This window comes from Anaerostipes sp. (genome assembly GCF_018381315.1).
Classification (GTDB): domain Bacteria; phylum Bacillota; class Clostridia; order Lachnospirales; family Lachnospiraceae; genus Anaerostipes.
On sequence record NZ_JAGZSD010000007.1, the window covers coordinates 39,492 to 56,082 of the forward strand.

Genomic DNA, 16,591 nt, shown 5'->3' on the forward strand with positions numbered 1-16,591 from the left:
TTTTATAGGTATGGACTCCTTAGTAGTCTCGGAATACGTCTTTTACAACTTTTTTATTGTATCATAACTATACCAAAAAAAGAAGACAGGAATTTCAATTCCTGTCCCCATAATTCGGCTATTTTCTCAGTCCGAGTCTCTCGATCAGTGCACGGTATCTTGCAACATCCTTATTTTTTAAGTATGCTAAAAGATTACGTCTCTTACCTACCATCTTTAACAGACCTCTTCTGGAATGATGATCCTTCTTGTGCATGTCAAAATGCTCCTGAAGTTCTTCAATCCTTGCAGTAAGAATTGCAATCTGTACTTCCGGTGAACCAGTGTCATTGGCATCCCTTCCGAAATCTGCAACGATCTGTTTTTTCTTTTCTGATGAAATCATTTTGTTTCCTCCTTAAATAAATTAGTTAGCCGCCAGATACTAAGACTTGGTCGGAGAACTCCGAAATCTGAGTACCGGTCAACTTGATGAGTATATCACAGAAAAATTCTCTTGTAAAGACTCACCCCATTTTTTTGCTGACTTCCACAGCTGCATTGGCTGCTTCGATCACTGCGCTTCTGAGTCCTTTTTGTTCCAGAACTCTCACCGCCTCAATGGTCGTTCCCGCCGGTGAACAAACCGCGTCTTTTAATTTTCCCGGATGCTCCTTTGTCTCCAGAACCATCTTGGCGCTTCCAAGCACCGCCTGGGCTGCGAACGTATAAGCTTTATCTCTTGGAATACCGCCCAAAACTGCCGCATCGGCCAGAGCCTCTATGAACATGTAGACGTATGCCGGTGAGCTTCCGCTGACACCCACAACCGCATCAATCAGCTTCTCATCTACGATCTCTACCTTTCCGAAGCTTTCAAAAATCTTTGTAACTTCGCAGGCCTCCTCTTCCCTGACATATGGGTTCATACACATGCCGGTCATGCCTTCCCCTACCAGTGCCGGCGTATTCGGCATGGTGCGAATGATCTTTGTCTCTTTTCCGAAACTTCTCTCCACGGTCTCCATAGAAAGTCCCGCGGCTATGGTCACCACAATCTGGTCTTTACCGACTTCATCGCGGATTTCCCTGATCACCTTATCGTACATCTGAGGTTTCACAGACAGCACAAGGATCCTGGAATTTTTTGCTGCCTCTGTATTGTCTGTAGTTGTCCTGATTCCGAACTCTTCGGAAATCCCGTCCATTTTTTCTTTTGCAGGCCCGGAAGCGATGATTTCATCCTTCTGAAATGTTCCTTTTGCAAGAATTCCTGAAATCATGGCTTTTGCCATATTTCCGCATCCGATAAATCCAATTTCCATGCTGATCTTCCTTTCTTAACTCAAACGATTTAAAAGCTCTTCAAAATATACAGGAAGCTCTGACTCAAACTCCATGTATTCCTTCGTCCTCGGATGAACAAACCCGAGGACCTTGGCATGAAGACATTGTCCCTCCAGAGAATATTTTGACTTTTTCGGCCCGTAAACAGTGTCTCCCAAAAGCGGGTGGCCGATCGACGCCATATGCACCCGGATCTGATGAGTCCTTCCCGTCTCCAGACTGCATTCGATATAAGTAAACCCTTCCTTCAGTCGTTTTAACACCCGGTAATGTGTGACAGCATTCCTGCCTGTCTCACGGTCCACCGCCATCTTCTTCCGGTCCTTCCTGCTTCTTGCGATAGGTGCATCCACTGTTCCGGAATCTTCTTTTATGTTGTGGTACACAATGGCATGGTATCTCCTGGTAATGGTATGGTCCTTCAGCTGTTTCGCCAGACACTTATGGGCCATATCATTTTTACAGATCATAAGGATCCCTGTGGTATCCTTATCAATCCTGTGGACAATACCGGGCCTTAAGACCCCGTTGATCCCGGAAAGATCATCTTTGCAGTGCTCCATCAGGCCATTGACCAGAGTCCCCTCATAATGTCCCGGAGCCGGATGTACTACCATGCCCTTCGGCTTATTGATCAGGATGATATCCTGATCCTCATAGACAATGTCCAAATCCATTTTTTCCGGCTTGACAGAAAGCTCTGCAGGTTCCGGAACAGCCAGAACAACCCGTTCCCCTTCCGTAACCTTATAATTGCTTTTTTTTGCAGTGCCTTCCACTGACACAGAGGCATTCTTACAGAGCTTCTGAAGATAAGATCTGGTAAACTCAGGAAACCTGCCTGCAAGACAGACATCCAGCCTTATTCCTGCTTCCTTTTCTGAAACTGTAAACTCTCTTTCCTGTTCCATCAGATCTGCTTCCTTTTTTCTAAAAATGCAAAATCATCTTCCTTGTAAAATACCAGAATAAGGAAGAACAGTACTGCCATTGATACTGTGACATAGATATCAGCCACATTAAAAACAGGGAAATCAATCGCCTTAAAATAAAAGAAATCCACCACATATCCCCTGACAGCCCTGTCAATAAGATTCCCTGCTGCACCTGCACACAAAAATATATAACACATGCGGAGAGGAAAATATCTTTTCTCCTCCGGAAGTTTTAAATATACGATAGTCAGCAGTACCACTGCCAATACTGTAATAATGAAAAACAGCCACTGCTGGTTCTGAAGAATCCCAAACGCCGCTCCCCGGTTTTCTACATACTGCAGTTCAAATACATCTTTAAGGATTGAAATCCCCTCTTTTCCTCTCAGGCATGCTGCCGCTGCCGCCTTGGACACCTGGTCAGCCGCCAAAAGCAGGATGATTGAAACGAACACTTTTATATGCTTCATTTTAGTTCTTCCCCTAACACTTCAGTCATTTCTTCATCACTGACCGTCAGGTCGATACAGGCTTCCCCTATGTTCCTTAACAGAATAAAACGGATATGCCCGCCTGACATTTTCTTATCGGACTTTGTTGTTTCTATAATCTGCTCCGGGGTAAGCCGGTCAAATCTTTGATCCAGATGAAAGTCATCAAACAAAGCGCCGGCCTCTTTCGTTTCTTCTGCTGAAATCATGCCGCGTTTTTCAGAAAGCTTCAGTGCCAGCCGGCACCCGATGGCCACACATTCCCCATGCAGAAGCGAAAAATCCATCAAAGTCTCTACCGCATGGCCAAGTGTATGTCCAAAATTCAATAAAGCTCTTTCCCCCTGCTCTTTGGGATCCGCCTCCACAACCTGCCGCTTAATATCACAGCTTTTCTTAATCATTTTTGTCAGAATACCCGGATCCTTGGAAAGGATTTCGGATTTATGGCTTCTGATCCAGTGGTAGTATTCCCGGTCTTTAATCAGGCCGTGTTTGATAACTTCCGCCATGCCGGAGGAAAACTCACGTTCCGGCAGGGTTTTTAAAGTATTTACATTGATATAGACCAGCTTAGGCTGATGAAATGCCCCTACCATATTTTTGTACTGGATAAAATCTACTCCGGTCTTGCCGCCGATGCTGCTGTCCACCTGAGACAACAGTGTTGTGGGAACCTGAATAAAATCAATCCCTCTTAAATAGGTAGCTGCCGCAAATCCGGCCATATCTCCCACTACGCCGCCGCCCAGGGCAACGATTAAGTCCTTTCTGTCAAAATGATTTCGGATCAGCTGCTCATATAAATGTTCAATCGTTTTCAGCTGTTTGTGGGCTTCCCCCGCACTGAAGCTGAATGTGGTCACTTTTGCACAGACAGGGCTTAAAAGATCATAGATCTCTTTTAAATATAAAGGAGCCACATGACTCTCTGTTACGATACAGATCTTCCGGCCGGACAGATGAAGCCCCGACATGGCCTCTGTAAGGTCCTCAAAAGAATCCCTGAAATAAATATCATAAATCTTCTGTCCCTGTTCTCTGACTTCCAGTTTATTGTTCTTCATCATACGCCGGCTCCTCTGTGACTGCTGCCTCCGTTTCTTCTTTTTCCTGATTTTTAGATAATTCCAGCTCGTAGACCGGGTTATTCAGATAATCCAGCTGGCCGTTGATAAACTGCAGCATTCTGGATTTATAAGATATATAGTCTCCGTTTAATTTATTGATCTGCTTTTCCAGAGCATCAATCTCTTCCTGCTTTTCCTGGTTCTCTTTGTCAAAGGCTTCTCTGGCCTGTCTTGCAAAATCTTCGGCCTCTCTTCTTGCCTTATCTATGATCTCGCGTGCCTCCATCGCCGCCTGCTCTTCCATGGATTTTGCCGCCTTGTCGGCATTTGCGATGGTTTCTTTTGAAGTCTCTTCAGCAAGCACCAAAGCCTTTTTCAGTGATTCTTCAATGACCCGGTAATGATCCAGATTCTCTGTCAAAGCGGAAACTCTCTCTTTTAACTCGTTATTTTCTTTGTAAACCTTTTCGTAATCTCTGGCCACTTCCTCCAGGAACTCATCCACTTCAATAGCCTTATAGCCAAATCCTCTTTTCAGTTCCTTCCCTAATAACTCAATTGGTGTAATCATGTGCGTCCTCCTATTTATAAATTTGCAGCTTCACGTGATACCTGCCTTTTTTGGTCTCCCTTCCCAGCTCCGAAAACCGGAACTTTCCGAATCCCCGGACAGATATAACGTCTTCTGGTTTTGCCTGGTAACTGTTCCTCGTCTCCAATTTGCCCCGGATAAATACTTTCTGGCTCTGAAACAGTGAAAGAGCCTTGCTTCTTGAGAGGCCAAATGCCAGCCCAACAAGCGCATCCAGCCTTGCTGAAGACACAAAGCCATCTTTTGTAATGTACTCCTGCCGGTAGTGTATCTCCTGAAAGTCCACGGAGGCAGTTTTTACTTGAGTATTTCTCACCTTCGTAAGTTCATGGCACAGAAACTCAGCCATATGTTCAAAGCAGAAAATATACGCTTCCTTCCCCGTGACTAAAATATCTCCAATCTGGTTTCTCTCAATTCCGAGATTCATCAGAGCCCCGAGATAGTCTCTATGTGTAAGAGCTTCTGCGTACTTTTCAAAAAGAGGCGAGACTTTGGCACAGGCCAATGGAATCTCACCTTCATATCCAAACATTTCCTTTGATCCGAACACAACAATACAGCGGTCATAGTCTTCATGGCCGCCATAAAGTGAGGCATCTGCAAAGGACAGTTCCTTTCTCATTCCGTGAAAGAGGCTCTGCTCCCTCTCCGATAAAAACGGAGTATGGGTATACACCGAATTCATGTATGCATTCTCTGCCAATTCTTCTAAGCGTTTTTTAAACAGCTGCTCATCCATCGCTTATTTTAACTGTGGGGAGATGATATTCTCATTCATAATCTCACTTCTTAAATCCCCGTTGACCTCAATACTGTCCGGTGCTGCAATAAAGATATTGTTGGAAACAGCCTGTAAGGATCCGTCAATAGCGTAAGTCGCTCCGCCCACAAAATCAATGCTTCTCTGGGCCACTGTAAGTTCAACGCCCTCTAAGTTGATGACAACCGTCTTGCCTTCTTTTAAAAGGTCTGCTGCGGTCTGCGCCTCTGCAAAATCCTGAGGTTTGATCACATAAACTTCTACACCGTGTCCGTTCATAGATACCACTTTCCCTGTTCCAAAGCGTCTCGGCTTTGGCTCTTTGTTTTCTCTGCTTGTGTACGCAATCGGTTCGATCACATTGGATTCTTCTCTGACTGTTTCTTTTTTTCGAAAGAAAGAACGCCGCTCAGCCTCCTCCTCTTCGTCTTCATCTTCTGCATATTCATCGTATTCATCATACTCTTCGTCTTCTGTAAGCTTCATAAAATTTAACAGCTTATCTACTGCACCCATACTCTCTATCCTCCACTATTTGCTGTAGTCTCTTTCCCCAAAAATACCTGTTCCTACCCTCACCAAGGTAGAGCCTTCCTCCACTGCTACCTGATAATCATTTGTCATTCCCATGGACAGGATGTTCATAGATATATTATCAAAGTTTTTCTCTTTGATGTCAACAAATAATTGCCGCATACGCCTGAAATATATTCGGTTATTTTGGGGATTTTCCACGAATGGTGCGATCTGCATAAGCCCCTCTGTCTGAATGCCGGGAAGAACAGCAATTTCTTCCAGCGCATCAAAGAGTTCTTCTTCATAAAATCCGGACTTGGATTCCTCCTTTGCCAGGTTTACCTGAAGCAAAACAGGAACCTTTACCTGATGCTTTACTGCCTCTTTGCTGATCTGTCTGGCCAGCTTAACAGAATCCACGGAATGGATCAGAGCTGCTTTGTCCACGATATATTTGACTTTATTCGTCTGTAAATGGCCGATCATATGCCAGCGGACCGGTTTCGTAATCTGTTCATATTTGTTTATGATTTCCTGGACCTTATTTTCCCCGAAATCCATAACGCCGCAGTCTCTCAGTTCCTCAATCATAGAGAGAGGTTTTGTCTTGCTGACTGCAATCACGGTTACATCTTCCGGGTTTCTCCCTGACCGTTCACATGCCGCCTTCACATTTTCCTTCACTTGATTATACTGGTCGATTAACATAACAAACACTTCCTATCTTTAATATATCATCTGGTTTTCTTTGATCGTCTTGCTGTCAAGGACGACAAAATCATAAAGGCGGATGCCTTCCCGCGTATCTGTCTTTACGATGGAATAACCGTCTTTGTTTATAATAATCTGGACAGGCCGGAAATCGGCATACCCCTGATTAGTGCAGTAAACTCCTTTAATGTTCTTCTTCTCCCCTACGGTAAACCTGTCTCCGGCGTCCATAGCTTCAAATGTGGTGCCCTCATCCACCTCTTCCGGATCCAGATAGCAGTAATCCTTTGTTTTTTTGTAAATCTTAAATTCCTTCTGTTCTACCTTGACATTTCCGTCCTTGGACGTAGTTCTTACACTGAATCCTTCGCTTACTCCGTTATTGCCTTTTGTAATGTATCTGGCCGGTACCTGGTAAAATTGTTTTGAGACAACAGAAGAATCAGGAATCTTTAATCCCTGATAAGTGTCCAGAATCAAATCGATATCCACGTACCTCTCGCCGATATAGCGGATCAGATACTGGTCCAGGGACAGATAAGCAAAATAACCGCCCTTTTTCTTCGCTGTCCTTATGCCTGCCTCTGCCTTCATCTGGTCATCAGCAAATTTGACTGTCACTGACTTCCGGGTTTTGAGACTCATATACTGTTCTTTATCCAGCAGAACTGCCAACGTCCACTTCTCATTGGCGGTCACACGGCATACAGTATCTCCCTTTTTCACTTTGTCTGTGGAATTCAGTTTGGTTATTCTGTAATTTTCCTTCTCAAAATCGCTCGCCTTGATCTGGGATGCAGTCTTATCATCAAAGGAATCCGAATAAAAGCTTGCAATACCGCTGATACTGCTTTTTCTCGTGGAAAAAGCAGCATTGCCGACCTGCTCCTTTACCTGCTCCAGGACCTTTTTCAGGGACTTTTCGTTGATCCCCAGAACTGCATTTTTCAAATCATATTTCAGGTCATATACATCCTCAAAATCCTTGTCTTCATAGATAGATTTAAACTCAGAAAGCCGGTTCTTGACCCTGGAATTCTCCTGGATACTGCCCTTTCCCTTCATCTCCTCTATCTGATTTGCAAACTCCTTCTGTACCTTGCCGTTCTTGTCTAGCACGTATAAAGTACCCGACTTTTTGACCCGTTTCCCCTCTTCCGTATAATATGTAATATACCCGTCATCTTCCGCTTTCAGCAGCTTTTCATTTCTTACGGCGATGCCGGTCAGGGAGTATGTGGTTGATATTTTATCTTCTGTCACCTTATAAACCGTCAGCTTTTCTTTGCCCACAAAGATCAGCACATTGATGATCACATAGATAAGCAGTACAAGAAAAACAATGGTCCCGATATTCCATCTTGATTTTTTTCTAGCCATCTAAATCCTCCAGCGCCTTAAAGCTGCCCCGTTTAAATAATCACATTTACATCCCTGGACATATCCTTTTTGTTCCATCTTTTCGTCAAACAGATCCTTAAGCTTCCACCAGCTCACTCCCCAGTTTGAAAACACTGCATCCTCCTCGGGAACCCGGCTGAACAGGCGCTCAATAACCATATCTTCTCTTATATTTGCCACAAATTCAGTCAGCCGGTCCAGGTATTCTTCTTTGGTACACAATACAATCTTGCCGTCCCGGTAGTCCTCATACATCACAGAATTCTTTGGAATATAAAGCGAATGAGCCTTAACCACATCCACAGGCAGAGCAGAAACCACCCTGGCAGTCTCCACCGCATCTTCCATTGTATCCCCTGGAAGATTTAAAATGACGTGGGTACAGATCTCAAATCCGAACGGCGCTGTGAGCAGCACAGCATTCAGATACTCAGCCAGAGTATGCCCCCTGCTGATACTCTTCAGCGTATGATAGTTGACGGTCTGAAGGCCAAGTTCTATGGTCACTGCATAACCGCGGTCCAGCACTGCTTCTTTTAAAAACTTAAGGTAATCCTCCCGGATGCAGTCCGGCCTGGTTGAGACAGAAATCCCTACAATATCCTCTGTCTCCAGAGCTTCCAGCACATAAGCCTTAAAATCAGAAAGAGGAAGAAATGTGTTGGTATAGTTCTGAAAATATGCCAGGAACTTCTTTGCCCCATACCGTCTGCCGATCTTCTGCTTAGTTTCCTCAAGCTGTGCCCTTACCGGTACTTCTTCGGACATGGCCTCAAAACCGGTTCCCACACCTGCGCAGAAGCTGCATCCCCTGCCCTCCATACGGTTGGGGCAGGTCACCGGAAGATTCACCGGGAGCTTATAGACCTTCTCACCGAACCTTTTCTTCAAATGTGCCGAATAAGTATTGTAACGTTCCATCCTTTTAATTTTCCTTCTTCAGTATTTCCGTCATGGTGTGGTAAAGGGTCTGTTTGCTGGACGCCTTCAGTATCACAGAGATAAATTCTTCTCCGTCCTCATTCCTGGTAAGGATAATCAGGCAGGAACCCGCTTCGCCTGTGGTTCCTGTCTTTCCTCCCAGCATAAAAACCTTGTGCGGCAGATTATAATTGCCCAGCAGATATTGGTTTGTGGCAGACATATCAAATGCCTGAAGCTTATTTTTTTGATTGGTATATTCAATATAGCTGCTTGCTTTTCCTGCAATGGAAAGAAATTCATTATGCTTCACCAGTTCCTGAAAAATCAGATACAGATCATAGGCCGTGGTGTAATGATTTTTCAAATGCAGGCCGTTGGGATTGGCAAAATGGGTATTGGTAGCTCCCAGTTCCCGTGCTCTTTTATTCATCATTGCCAGAAACTTTTTATCGCTGCCCGCCACTTTCCTTCCCAGTGCAATGGCTGTATCATTGGCAGACATAACGATGAGACCGTTAAGGAGTGCCTCCACCGTAATTTTATCACCCTTTTTCAGATGCAGGCTCACCGCTGCCGGATCATCAAACGTAATATCCTTATCAATCGTCACAACATCGTCCAAATTACAGTTTTCCAACACAAGGAGAGCCGTCATAATCTTGGTGATACTGGCCGGATAAGCCTTGTCAAATACTTTCTGTGCAGTGATGACTTCATTTTTTGTATTATTGACGAGCAGAGCTTCTTTTACCCCGGAATAATTCCGTACATCGGCATCCTCTCTGGATACAACACCTACATAGGCACCCTTGGACTTCCAGTTATCACCCAGGGTCTCTGACCTGAGTTCATCATCCTTGCTGCTCAAGTGGTCTTCATAGGTCACTGAAAGCTGTGTCACCGTATTGACAGCACTGCACCCTGTCAACAAAACAAGGAATGCCGCCATCCATATGCATATTATTCGCTTTTTCATTCTGTCCTCCTGATATGAGTATAAATATTGTCTGCCTGATCCCGGGAAATGTACAAATAGACTGTCAGATGACAGCCTATTTGTACATTTCTCTCCAGTCCAGATCTCCCCGGTCCAAAGCCATGATCAGCGCTTCCGCTGTAGGCAGATTGGTTGCACATGGTATATTATGTTTGTCGCAGAGATTCAGCACATCATAAAATCCCTGGGTCCTCTGCTTGTTGTCCGGATCCTGCAGGAAGATCAGCAGATCCATCTCATTATTCTGAATCAGTGCGCCGATCTGATGCATGCCGCCGAAATGACCCACCTGAAACTTATGGATGGACAGGTTCGTCACTTCTTCTATCACTTTTCCAGTGGTCGCCGTGGCATACAGCGCGTGTTTTCTTAAAATATCCTGATATGCAATGCATAAATTCTGCATCAGCATCTTTTTCGCATCATGTGCAACTAATCCTACGTTCATAACGGTTCCTCCTAATACTTTTTACGTTGAAGATATATATTCAGCAGCAGGCCGATGGCAATGGAAGCCGACAAAAGCGAGCTTAACCCATAGCTGATAAACGGCAGCGGAAGTCCTGTATTGGGCAGGGTTCCGGTGGCAACTCCAATATTGATAAATGACTGAAATCCCATGTAAGCAGACACACCCACAGCTACCATTTTGGCTGATGCATTGTCCGCCTTTCTGGCCACGTTCAGGCACTGTGCTACCAGGAGCACAAGCAGTCCGATGACCACCAGACATCCCACGAATCCAAATTCTTCACCCACAACAGAAAAAATAAAGTCTGTCTGTCTCTCTGACACCAGATTCACATCACTGGCCGATACATCAGAGATGGTGTTGGACCCAAATCCTTTGCCGAACAATCCTCCGGATCCTATAGCCATGACAGAATTTGCCGTCTGCAGTGCCGTGGAATCCGCATAAGCGGCCGGGTTTAAAAAGGACATAATCCTGGCCACCTGATGCGGCTCCAGAAGAATCTGCCCCGGTGTCTGGACATACCATATAAAAATTGCAAAAAGAGGAATCCCAATAATCAAAACCCTGAGGATCAGCTTAGAACTAAGACCGCCTACGAACACAATGGCGAGAATAATAAAAACAATATCCAGCGTCGTAGACAGATTCGGCTGTTTCAGGATCAGATATAAGGGCGGTGCACATAAAAGCGCAAGTTTTCCCAAAACTTTCGGCTCATTCAGATCGTCCTCGTGGCGGATAACAAAATCTGCAATCACGATGATCATTATAATCTTGCTGATCTCCGACGGCTGCAGTGTCCCCAGAGGGCCCAGAGAAAACCATCGTTTTGCCCCGTTGACATCTTTTCCGAACAGCTTTACGCCGATCAGCAGTAAAAGGTTGAAAATATACAGCAGACTGGAGCTTCGAAGCCACGTCTGATAATCAATGAGAGAAACTACTGCCATGACCCCAAAACAGAGAACCAGCCCCAGTCCCTGCTTCATCACAAAGGACGGATTTGCGCTGTGAATAAAAATAATTCCTAATGTGGCCAGCACCAATACATTGAGAACCAGCTTTATATTGTAGTTTTGCAGTCGGTAGTTTCTAAGCATTTTATCACTCCATGTCTATTTTTTCTTTTTCATTTCCCGGATCGGAATATTTGCGAATAGCGCCGGTCCGCTGTGTTCCTCATCATTCTGGGTGATCTGGATGTCCAGTCCCTGGGCATCGATCTCCATATATTTTGAGATCACTTTGATGATGTCATTTTTAATAAGTTCCATCGTTTCCGGAGAGCAGTTGGAGCGGTCTGAAACAAGCAAAAGCTTTAACCGGTCTTTGGCTTCATCAGCGGAATTTTTCTTTTTAAAAAAGCTGTCAAACAAACCCATTCTTCTACCCCTCTCCTATTTCTTAAAAATACCGGCAAGTTTCTCGAAGAATGATTTGGTATCCAAATCCAAAAACGGTACTTCTTGTCCCATAACTCTCTTACAGATATTCGTATAGGCTTTTCCTGCTATACTGTCACTGCCCACAAGAGGTTCCCCCTGATTTGTGGAGACAACAATATTTTCATCGTCCGGCACAACACCGATCAGCTCGATAGCCAGGATATCCAGCACATCATCCTTGGAAAGCATGTCCCCCCTCTTGACCATGTCCATTCGGATTCTGTTGATAACCAGATCGATCTTATGTATATCATTTGCCTCTAAAAGTCCGATGATCCGGTCTGCATCGCGGATCGCGGATACTTCCGGCGTGGTGACAATCAGGGCACGGTCAGCTCCTGCGATAGCATTTTGGAATCCCTGTTCGATTCCTGCCGGACAGTCCAGAAGAATGTAGTCAAACTCTTCCCTCAGCTCATCCACAACCTTTTTCATCTGCTCAGGACTCACAGAAGATTTGTCCCTCGTCTGTGCAGAAGGCAGCAGATAGAGATCCGGATACTTTTTATCCTTAATCATAGCCTGTTTGATCCTGCAGTTTCCCTCAACCACATCCACCAGGTTATACACGATTCTGTTTTCCAGCCCCATGACCACATCCAGGTTCCGAAGTCCGATGTCTGTATCAATCAGCACTACTTTCTTTCCTTCTTTTGCAAGTCCGGTTCCTACGTTCGCCGTTGTGGTTGTTTTTCCAACGCCGCCTTTTCCTGATGTGATAACGATTACTTCACTCATTGTTTTCTTCCTCCATTGTTTTAAGCTGTAATTTCATTCAGAAGTGATTTTGATATAGGTTCTATGTAAATATTTTCGTCTTCGACAAATGCGATCTTGGCTTCCTCTTCACCGCTCTGTTTTGCCCGTTTTCCAAACCATCTTTTTTTGGCTGATTCTTCATCGGAAGACCTTGCAATGTGGCTTCCGATCCGGATCTGCATGGGCTTCATCTCCAAAGCAGCGATAAAGGCTTTATCATTGCCGTCTGCCCCGGCAAATACATAGCCTTTCACACATCCCAGTACTACAATGTTTCCTTTTGCCCTCACAGTAGCCCCCGGATTTACATCTCCTATAACCACCACGCTGGCATCAGATTCCAGGCTCTGTCCTGACCTTAATGTCCCCTGGTAAAACTGTCCGAAAGACACCCCGCCGTTTTTTAAACGGGCTTCACTCTCAGACTCTTTCAGCCTGATGGACCTCTCTTCTATTACTTTTTTAAATTTTGTTTCCAAAACCTGGTCCCCCTCCATCACATATGCGATGGAAAGAGAACTGTTTTTTGTTATTTTTTCCAGAACCCGTTCGGTTTCCTCCACGCTTAAAACCCTTCCCTCGATCTTTAGAACAACCTGGGTCTTCGTATTGAAAAATTTAGCGGCTTCCACAAACTTCTGCTCAATCACCGTGAGCAGCTCCTCAAATTCTATCTTGTCATCCAGGACAATCGTCAAACCAAAATTGTTTCCTTTCAACAATACTGGTTCTTTCATATATTTTCACCTCTCTTAATCGGATACTGAACCTGCCGCGGAAATTACTTTCTTGTCCTTCTTTAATTTCGCCTTCTCTTTATCATTTGCAAAATAATACTTATAGACATCCTTTGCCGCTGCCGCCGCATTGGATGAGGTATATCCATAGGGGATAACAGCCGTGACCGTAATCTCAGGATCTTCATACGGTCCGAAAGAAATGAACAGCGCATGGTTAGGCCGTTTCTTGTCTTCCTGAGCCGTTCCTGTCTTTCCTGCCACTTTGACATTCAGCCCTTTAAACAGACTGGTTACAGCACCTTTCTTTCCGGATACGACCCGGCGCATTCCGGACCAGACTGCATCCCAGTAAGAGTCATCCTTCAGGGTTAATTTGCTCTTTTTCTTCACCCCGTACTTCTTGACAGTTTTTCCTCCGCTTGTAGTGACTTTATCTAAAATACTCAAATCATATACTGTTCCCTTGTTGGAAAGGGTTGTCACATAATTGGAAATCTGGCTCGGCGTGAAGCTGTTTGTTCCCTGTCCGATGGCTGAACGCACGGAAGTCTCATCAGAAATATGCGGCGCCATTTCACTCAGTTCAATGCCGGATTTTTTATTCAGCCCAATCTCTGTGGCATATTTTTTCAATGCTTCCAGACCCTTTTTACTGCTGTATGATCCGCCTGTCATTCCTAAATCATATCCTACCTCATAAAAGAAGCAATTACAAGAGACTTCTAGTGCACCGGCTACATTATTATAACCGTGCTTTCCGTTAGGATAGATCCAGCAGTGCGCCTCCGGGCTGATCTTGTCAAACACACCGGTACACTGGATCTGGGTTCCGGTTGTAATCGTACTTTCATTCAGCGCCGTAATAGCAGATAAAGGCTTAAATGTAGATCCCGGAGCCGTTCTGTGGTTCAGCACCTGATTGTAAAGCGGAGTCGCTGTAGAATTGGCCAGCTGACGATAGTAATCGCTGTCGATCCCGTTGGACAGCTTATTGCTGTCATATCCCGGGTAACTGACCATAGCCTTTACCTTTCCTGTATCGGGATCAGTGATCACAATGGAACCTGAACAGGGGTCCAGCCCCAGCTGCGCCGGTGTAATTTCCCTGGAGGAAAGCTTTTTGCGTATAAAGGAGTATGCATCCAGAGAACCGTTTTTTAAACTCTGATAAGTAGATGCATCTTTCTTTTTACTCAGGCTCCCCTGCTCGTATAGCAGGAGACATACATCTTTTCCGCTGAGTTCACCCGTGCCGATCTTTTGTTCACACACTGTCAGATCAAATTCATCATCCTTTTCAAGCTGGCTTCCGACATAAGACACCAGTGCCTCAAAAATCTTATCGGTATCACTGTATTTAGATGAAATGTCCAGCATGGAAATATCAATCCATTCTTTGTTGATGGCATATTTTAAAAACTCTCCCAGACCGATCTTCTCATCTTTCCATTTCAGATAGGTTTTGTCCTTTGTATCAATGGAGCCTGTCAAAAGAACTTTTTTCCTGGAAAGCATCTTATATACATAGGTTGCATAGTTCTGCTTTTCTTCGCTCTCACTCTTGTATGCTTTTTTACTGTCCGTGAGATTCCTTTCAATGGTTCTGATACTGTCCTTTTTCAGTCTCTGTATTTTTTTATACATGCTTTTTTCATAGGAGGTTGCATGTTCTCCGTTTAAGCCTGTGATATCTACAACGCTGTTTCCGATCAGTGAATAGTAGACGTCCTTAATCGGAATCCTGATATCACTCCGGTCTCCTTTGGAATCAGAAGTGGTGAGCTTGGAGAGCACAATTCCTGTGATTCTTCTCTCCAGCAGATTATAGGCATATTCCTGTAAGTCACTGTCTATGGATAAGACTACATTATTGCCTGTACCTGCCTTCTCCGTTTTTGTGGTCTTTACGATCTTGCCTATATTATTGACAATCATTTTCTGGCTTCCGCTGCTGCCGTGCAGATAGGATTCCAGTTCCTTTTCTATGCCCGCTTTTCCAACCGCATCGTCCATGGCATAGTAATCCTTGTCACTTTCCTTTTTCCCTTTGTTATAGTCTTCCAGCTCTTCTGTATTGATGGTGCCGGTATAACCGATGACATGGGACATTGCCTCGCTCTTTTTGTAGACACGGATGGATTTTGTGCTCACATCGATACCGGTCAGCTCATTGGATCGTTCCTCGATCTCTGCAATACTTTTACTGCTGACTTCTGTTGCAAATGTCACCTTCATATATTGTGAGTAACGGCTTAAATAAGCACTGTAGCGCACAGACATGATCTTTAAGGCATCCTTATCGGAATACTTCTCATCAATGTCAAACATTTTTCCCACTCCGGGGCTTCCCATTGTTCCGTTCCTCAGATATTCAAACACTTCCTCCGCACTGGCATCCAGCTGCTGCTGGCGGAGCTTCAGTCGTTCCTTTGAAAGGCCCTTCGTATCTGTCCCGATGCCGAATGCTTCCCGCTTAAACCGTTCCAGCTTCGATCCCTTTTCAGTGAAACGGAACGTACCGTTGCCTGTGATCTCAATCGGAATATCACTCTTAAAAGAATCCTTATTTTTCTCCAGGATCTTAATCACTTCATAAATAACCTTATTCTTTTCATAGCTCTCTGAAGTATCGTTCTTTTGGGCCAGGGTTTTAAATTTGCTGTCATTTTGGAAGTTTACAGTATAAACCAGTTTGTTGTAGGCCAGAAGCTTTCCGTTGCAGTCATAAATATTCCCCCTTGTCCCGGAGGTCTTGACCGTTTTCTCTACCTTGTAAGTAAAATCATCCTTGTGCGACTGTCCCTGGACGATCTGAATCACAAACAGACGGTAGGCCAGTACAAAGAAAAGTACCGCAAACAAAACAGCCATTACCATAAGCCTGTTTGCCAATAATTTTTCAACTCGGTTTTGTATTTTTCTAAACACTAGAACATGCTCCTTTTTTCTGAATCGCTGATGCGTACGTCGATGAACAGAAGCAATTTATACAGCGGCAGCGCAATCAGCCCTGTATAGACCGCTTCCGGTATCATAATATCTTTTAAGTAACTGAAAAATGCAAATCTTCCCCTCAGTGCAAAGAAAAAGAAAAAAATCACAAAGCTGTAAGCCAGGGTATTGATGACTAAAAGCCCGAATGGCAGAAGGACATCATCCTCATAAAAAAGAGAATTAAAACATCCGTTGATATAGCCGATGAGCAGATATAGAAGAGCATACTGCCCGAGAACGTCACCGAAAAAAATGTCAATTAAAAGGCCGCTGGAAAATCCAATGCCGATACCGGCTTTCTTCCCTCTGATCAGCCCAAGGGTAACCGTGAGAATCAGCAGAATATTCGGCATCACATCAGCCAGCTTTAAAAATTGAAATACAGCTGTCTGCAGCAGAAAACACAAGATCACAGATAGAATATAAAATATTGTCCTTTTCAGTCTCATCAT

19 protein-coding genes are annotated in these 16,591 nt (G+C 44.4%); all 19 read right to left on the reverse strand.

Translation table 11 applies throughout. From position 1 onward, the window contains the following. Positions 1-118 precede the first annotated feature (118 nt). Positions 119-385 (reverse strand): 30S ribosomal protein S15, encoded by a 267-nt coding sequence (gene rpsO, locus KH180_RS07225; protein ID WP_137329062.1) that lies wholly within the window; start codon positions 383-385, stop codon positions 119-121. Positions 386-506: 121 nt separating this feature from the next. Beyond that, a complete protein-coding gene (proC, locus tag KH180_RS07230; protein ID WP_290758461.1) occupies positions 507-1,304 on the reverse strand; it encodes a pyrroline-5-carboxylate reductase in 798 nt (265 codons plus the stop codon). 15 nt (positions 1,305-1,319) lie between these two features. Beyond that, positions 1,320-2,237, reverse strand: a complete 918-nt coding sequence (locus KH180_RS07235; protein WP_290758463.1) for an RluA family pseudouridine synthase — start codon at positions 2,235-2,237, stop codon at positions 1,320-1,322. Then, complete coding sequence (lspA, locus tag KH180_RS07240) at positions 2,237-2,731, reverse strand: signal peptidase II (protein ID WP_290758466.1); 495 nt, start codon at positions 2,729-2,731, stop codon at positions 2,237-2,239. Before lspA ends, KH180_RS07235 begins: the two co-directional genes overlap by 1 nt. Continuing rightward, positions 2,728-3,819, reverse strand: coding sequence for a 3-dehydroquinate synthase (gene aroB, locus KH180_RS07245; RefSeq protein WP_290758897.1), 1,092 nt, complete (start codon positions 3,817-3,819; stop codon positions 2,728-2,730). The genes lspA and aroB overlap by 4 nt, the downstream gene beginning before the upstream one ends. Continuing rightward, positions 3,806-4,393: a DivIVA domain-containing protein gene (locus KH180_RS07250; protein ID WP_290758469.1), complete on the reverse strand. Its 588-nt coding sequence runs from the start codon at positions 4,391-4,393 to the stop codon at positions 3,806-3,808. Before KH180_RS07250 ends, aroB begins: the two co-directional genes overlap by 14 nt. A 10-nt stretch (positions 4,394-4,403) precedes the next feature. Then, entirely contained in the window at positions 4,404-5,102 is a 699-nt protein-coding gene (locus KH180_RS07255) for a YlmH/Sll1252 family protein (RefSeq protein WP_290758471.1), read from the reverse strand. A gap of 57 nt (positions 5,103-5,159) precedes the next feature. Further along, entirely contained in the window at positions 5,160-5,693 is a 534-nt protein-coding gene (locus KH180_RS07260; RefSeq protein ID WP_290758474.1) for a cell division protein SepF, read from the reverse strand. Between the two features lie 15 nt (positions 5,694-5,708). Beyond that, on the reverse strand, positions 5,709-6,401 hold the full coding sequence (locus KH180_RS07265) for a YggS family pyridoxal phosphate-dependent enzyme (protein WP_290758477.1): 693 nt from the start codon (positions 6,399-6,401) through the stop codon (positions 5,709-5,711). Between the two features lie 18 nt (positions 6,402-6,419). Next, complete coding sequence (locus tag KH180_RS07270; protein ID WP_290758478.1) at positions 6,420-7,784, reverse strand: HlyD family efflux transporter periplasmic adaptor subunit; 1,365 nt, start codon at positions 7,782-7,784, stop codon at positions 6,420-6,422. Next, positions 7,785-8,726 carry a TIGR01212 family radical SAM protein gene (locus KH180_RS07275; protein WP_290758481.1) on the reverse strand — a complete coding sequence of 314 codons (942 nt, stop codon included), beginning with the start codon at positions 8,724-8,726 and terminating at the stop codon, positions 7,785-7,787. Between the two features lie 4 nt (positions 8,727-8,730). Continuing rightward, entirely contained in the window at positions 8,731-9,705 is a 975-nt protein-coding gene (locus tag KH180_RS07280; RefSeq protein WP_290758483.1) for a D-alanyl-D-alanine carboxypeptidase family protein, read from the reverse strand. Positions 9,706-9,781: 76 nt separating this feature from the next. Continuing rightward, a complete protein-coding gene (locus KH180_RS07285; protein WP_290758485.1) occupies positions 9,782-10,174 on the reverse strand; it encodes a methylglyoxal synthase in 393 nt (130 codons plus the stop codon). An 11-nt stretch (positions 10,175-10,185) separates the two neighbouring features. After that, a complete protein-coding gene (locus KH180_RS07290; RefSeq protein WP_290758488.1) occupies positions 10,186-11,301 on the reverse strand; it encodes an FtsW/RodA/SpoVE family cell cycle protein in 1,116 nt (371 codons plus the stop codon). 15 nt (positions 11,302-11,316) lie between these two features. Then, the gene (gene minE / locus KH180_RS07295; RefSeq protein ID WP_290758491.1) at positions 11,317-11,583 is read right to left on the reverse strand and encodes a cell division topological specificity factor MinE; all 267 of its coding nucleotides are present in this window, start codon (positions 11,581-11,583) and stop codon (positions 11,317-11,319) included. Between the two features lie 15 nt (positions 11,584-11,598). Beyond that, positions 11,599-12,384: a septum site-determining protein MinD gene (minD, locus tag KH180_RS07300; protein ID WP_290758494.1), complete on the reverse strand. Its 786-nt coding sequence runs from the start codon at positions 12,382-12,384 to the stop codon at positions 11,599-11,601. A gap of 20 nt (positions 12,385-12,404) precedes the next feature. Continuing rightward, entirely contained in the window at positions 12,405-13,142 is a 738-nt protein-coding gene (gene minC / locus KH180_RS07305) for a septum site-determining protein MinC (RefSeq protein ID WP_290758497.1), read from the reverse strand. A gap of 15 nt (positions 13,143-13,157) precedes the next feature. Then, positions 13,158-16,073 carry a penicillin-binding transpeptidase domain-containing protein gene (locus KH180_RS07310; protein ID WP_290758500.1) on the reverse strand — a complete coding sequence of 972 codons (2,916 nt, stop codon included), beginning with the start codon at positions 16,071-16,073 and terminating at the stop codon, positions 13,158-13,160. After that, complete coding sequence (gene mreD / locus KH180_RS07315) at positions 16,073-16,591, reverse strand: rod shape-determining protein MreD (protein ID WP_290758503.1); 519 nt, start codon at positions 16,589-16,591, stop codon at positions 16,073-16,075. The genes KH180_RS07310 and mreD overlap by 1 nt, the downstream gene beginning before the upstream one ends.

Coding starts and splice junctions, on each gene's coding strand:
- minE (WP_290758491.1), bottom strand. CDS start 11,583: ATGGGTTTGTTTGACAGCTTTTTTAAAAAGAAAAATTCCGCTGATGAA.
- mreD (WP_290758503.1), bottom strand. CDS start 16,591: ATGATGAGACTGAAAAGGACAATATTTTATATTCTATCTGTGATCTTG.
- KH180_RS07270 (WP_290758478.1), bottom strand. CDS start 7,784: ATGGCTAGAAAAAAATCAAGATGGAATATCGGGACCATTGTTTTTCTT.
- KH180_RS07285 (WP_290758485.1), bottom strand. CDS start 10,174: ATGAACGTAGGATTAGTTGCACATGATGCGAAAAAGATGCTGATGCAG.
- KH180_RS07235 (WP_290758463.1), bottom strand. CDS start 2,237: ATGGAACAGGAAAGAGAGTTTACAGTTTCAGAAAAGGAAGCAGGAATA.
- lspA (WP_290758466.1), bottom strand. CDS start 2,731: ATGAAGCATATAAAAGTGTTCGTTTCAATCATCCTGCTTTTGGCGGCT.
- KH180_RS07275 (WP_290758481.1), bottom strand. CDS start 8,726: ATGGAACGTTACAATACTTATTCGGCACATTTGAAGAAAAGGTTCGGT.
- KH180_RS07260 (WP_290758474.1), bottom strand. CDS start 5,693: ATGGGTGCAGTAGATAAGCTGTTAAATTTTATGAAGCTTACAGAAGAC.
- KH180_RS07255 (WP_290758471.1), bottom strand. CDS start 5,102: ATGAATTCGGTGTATACCCATACTCCGTTTTTATCGGAGAGGGAGCAG.
- KH180_RS07280 (WP_290758483.1), bottom strand. CDS start 9,705: ATGAAAAAGCGAATAATATGCATATGGATGGCGGCATTCCTTGTTTTG.
- aroB (WP_290758897.1), bottom strand. CDS start 3,819: ATGAAGAACAATAAACTGGAAGTCAGAGAACAGGGACAGAAGATTTAT.
- KH180_RS07250 (WP_290758469.1), bottom strand. CDS start 4,393: ATGATTACACCAATTGAGTTATTAGGGAAGGAACTGAAAAGAGGATTT.
- minD (WP_290758494.1), bottom strand. CDS start 12,384: ATGAGTGAAGTAATCGTTATCACATCAGGAAAAGGCGGCGTTGGAAAA.
- rpsO (WP_137329062.1), bottom strand. CDS start 385: ATGATTTCATCAGAAAAGAAAAAACAGATCGTTGCAGATTTCGGAAGG.
- proC (WP_290758461.1), bottom strand. CDS start 1,304: ATGGAAATTGGATTTATCGGATGCGGAAATATGGCAAAAGCCATGATT.
- KH180_RS07265 (WP_290758477.1), bottom strand. CDS start 6,401: ATGTTAATCGACCAGTATAATCAAGTGAAGGAAAATGTGAAGGCGGCA.
- minC (WP_290758497.1), bottom strand. CDS start 13,142: ATGAAAGAACCAGTATTGTTGAAAGGAAACAATTTTGGTTTGACGATT.
- KH180_RS07290 (WP_290758488.1), bottom strand. CDS start 11,301: ATGCTTAGAAACTACCGACTGCAAAACTACAATATAAAGCTGGTTCTC.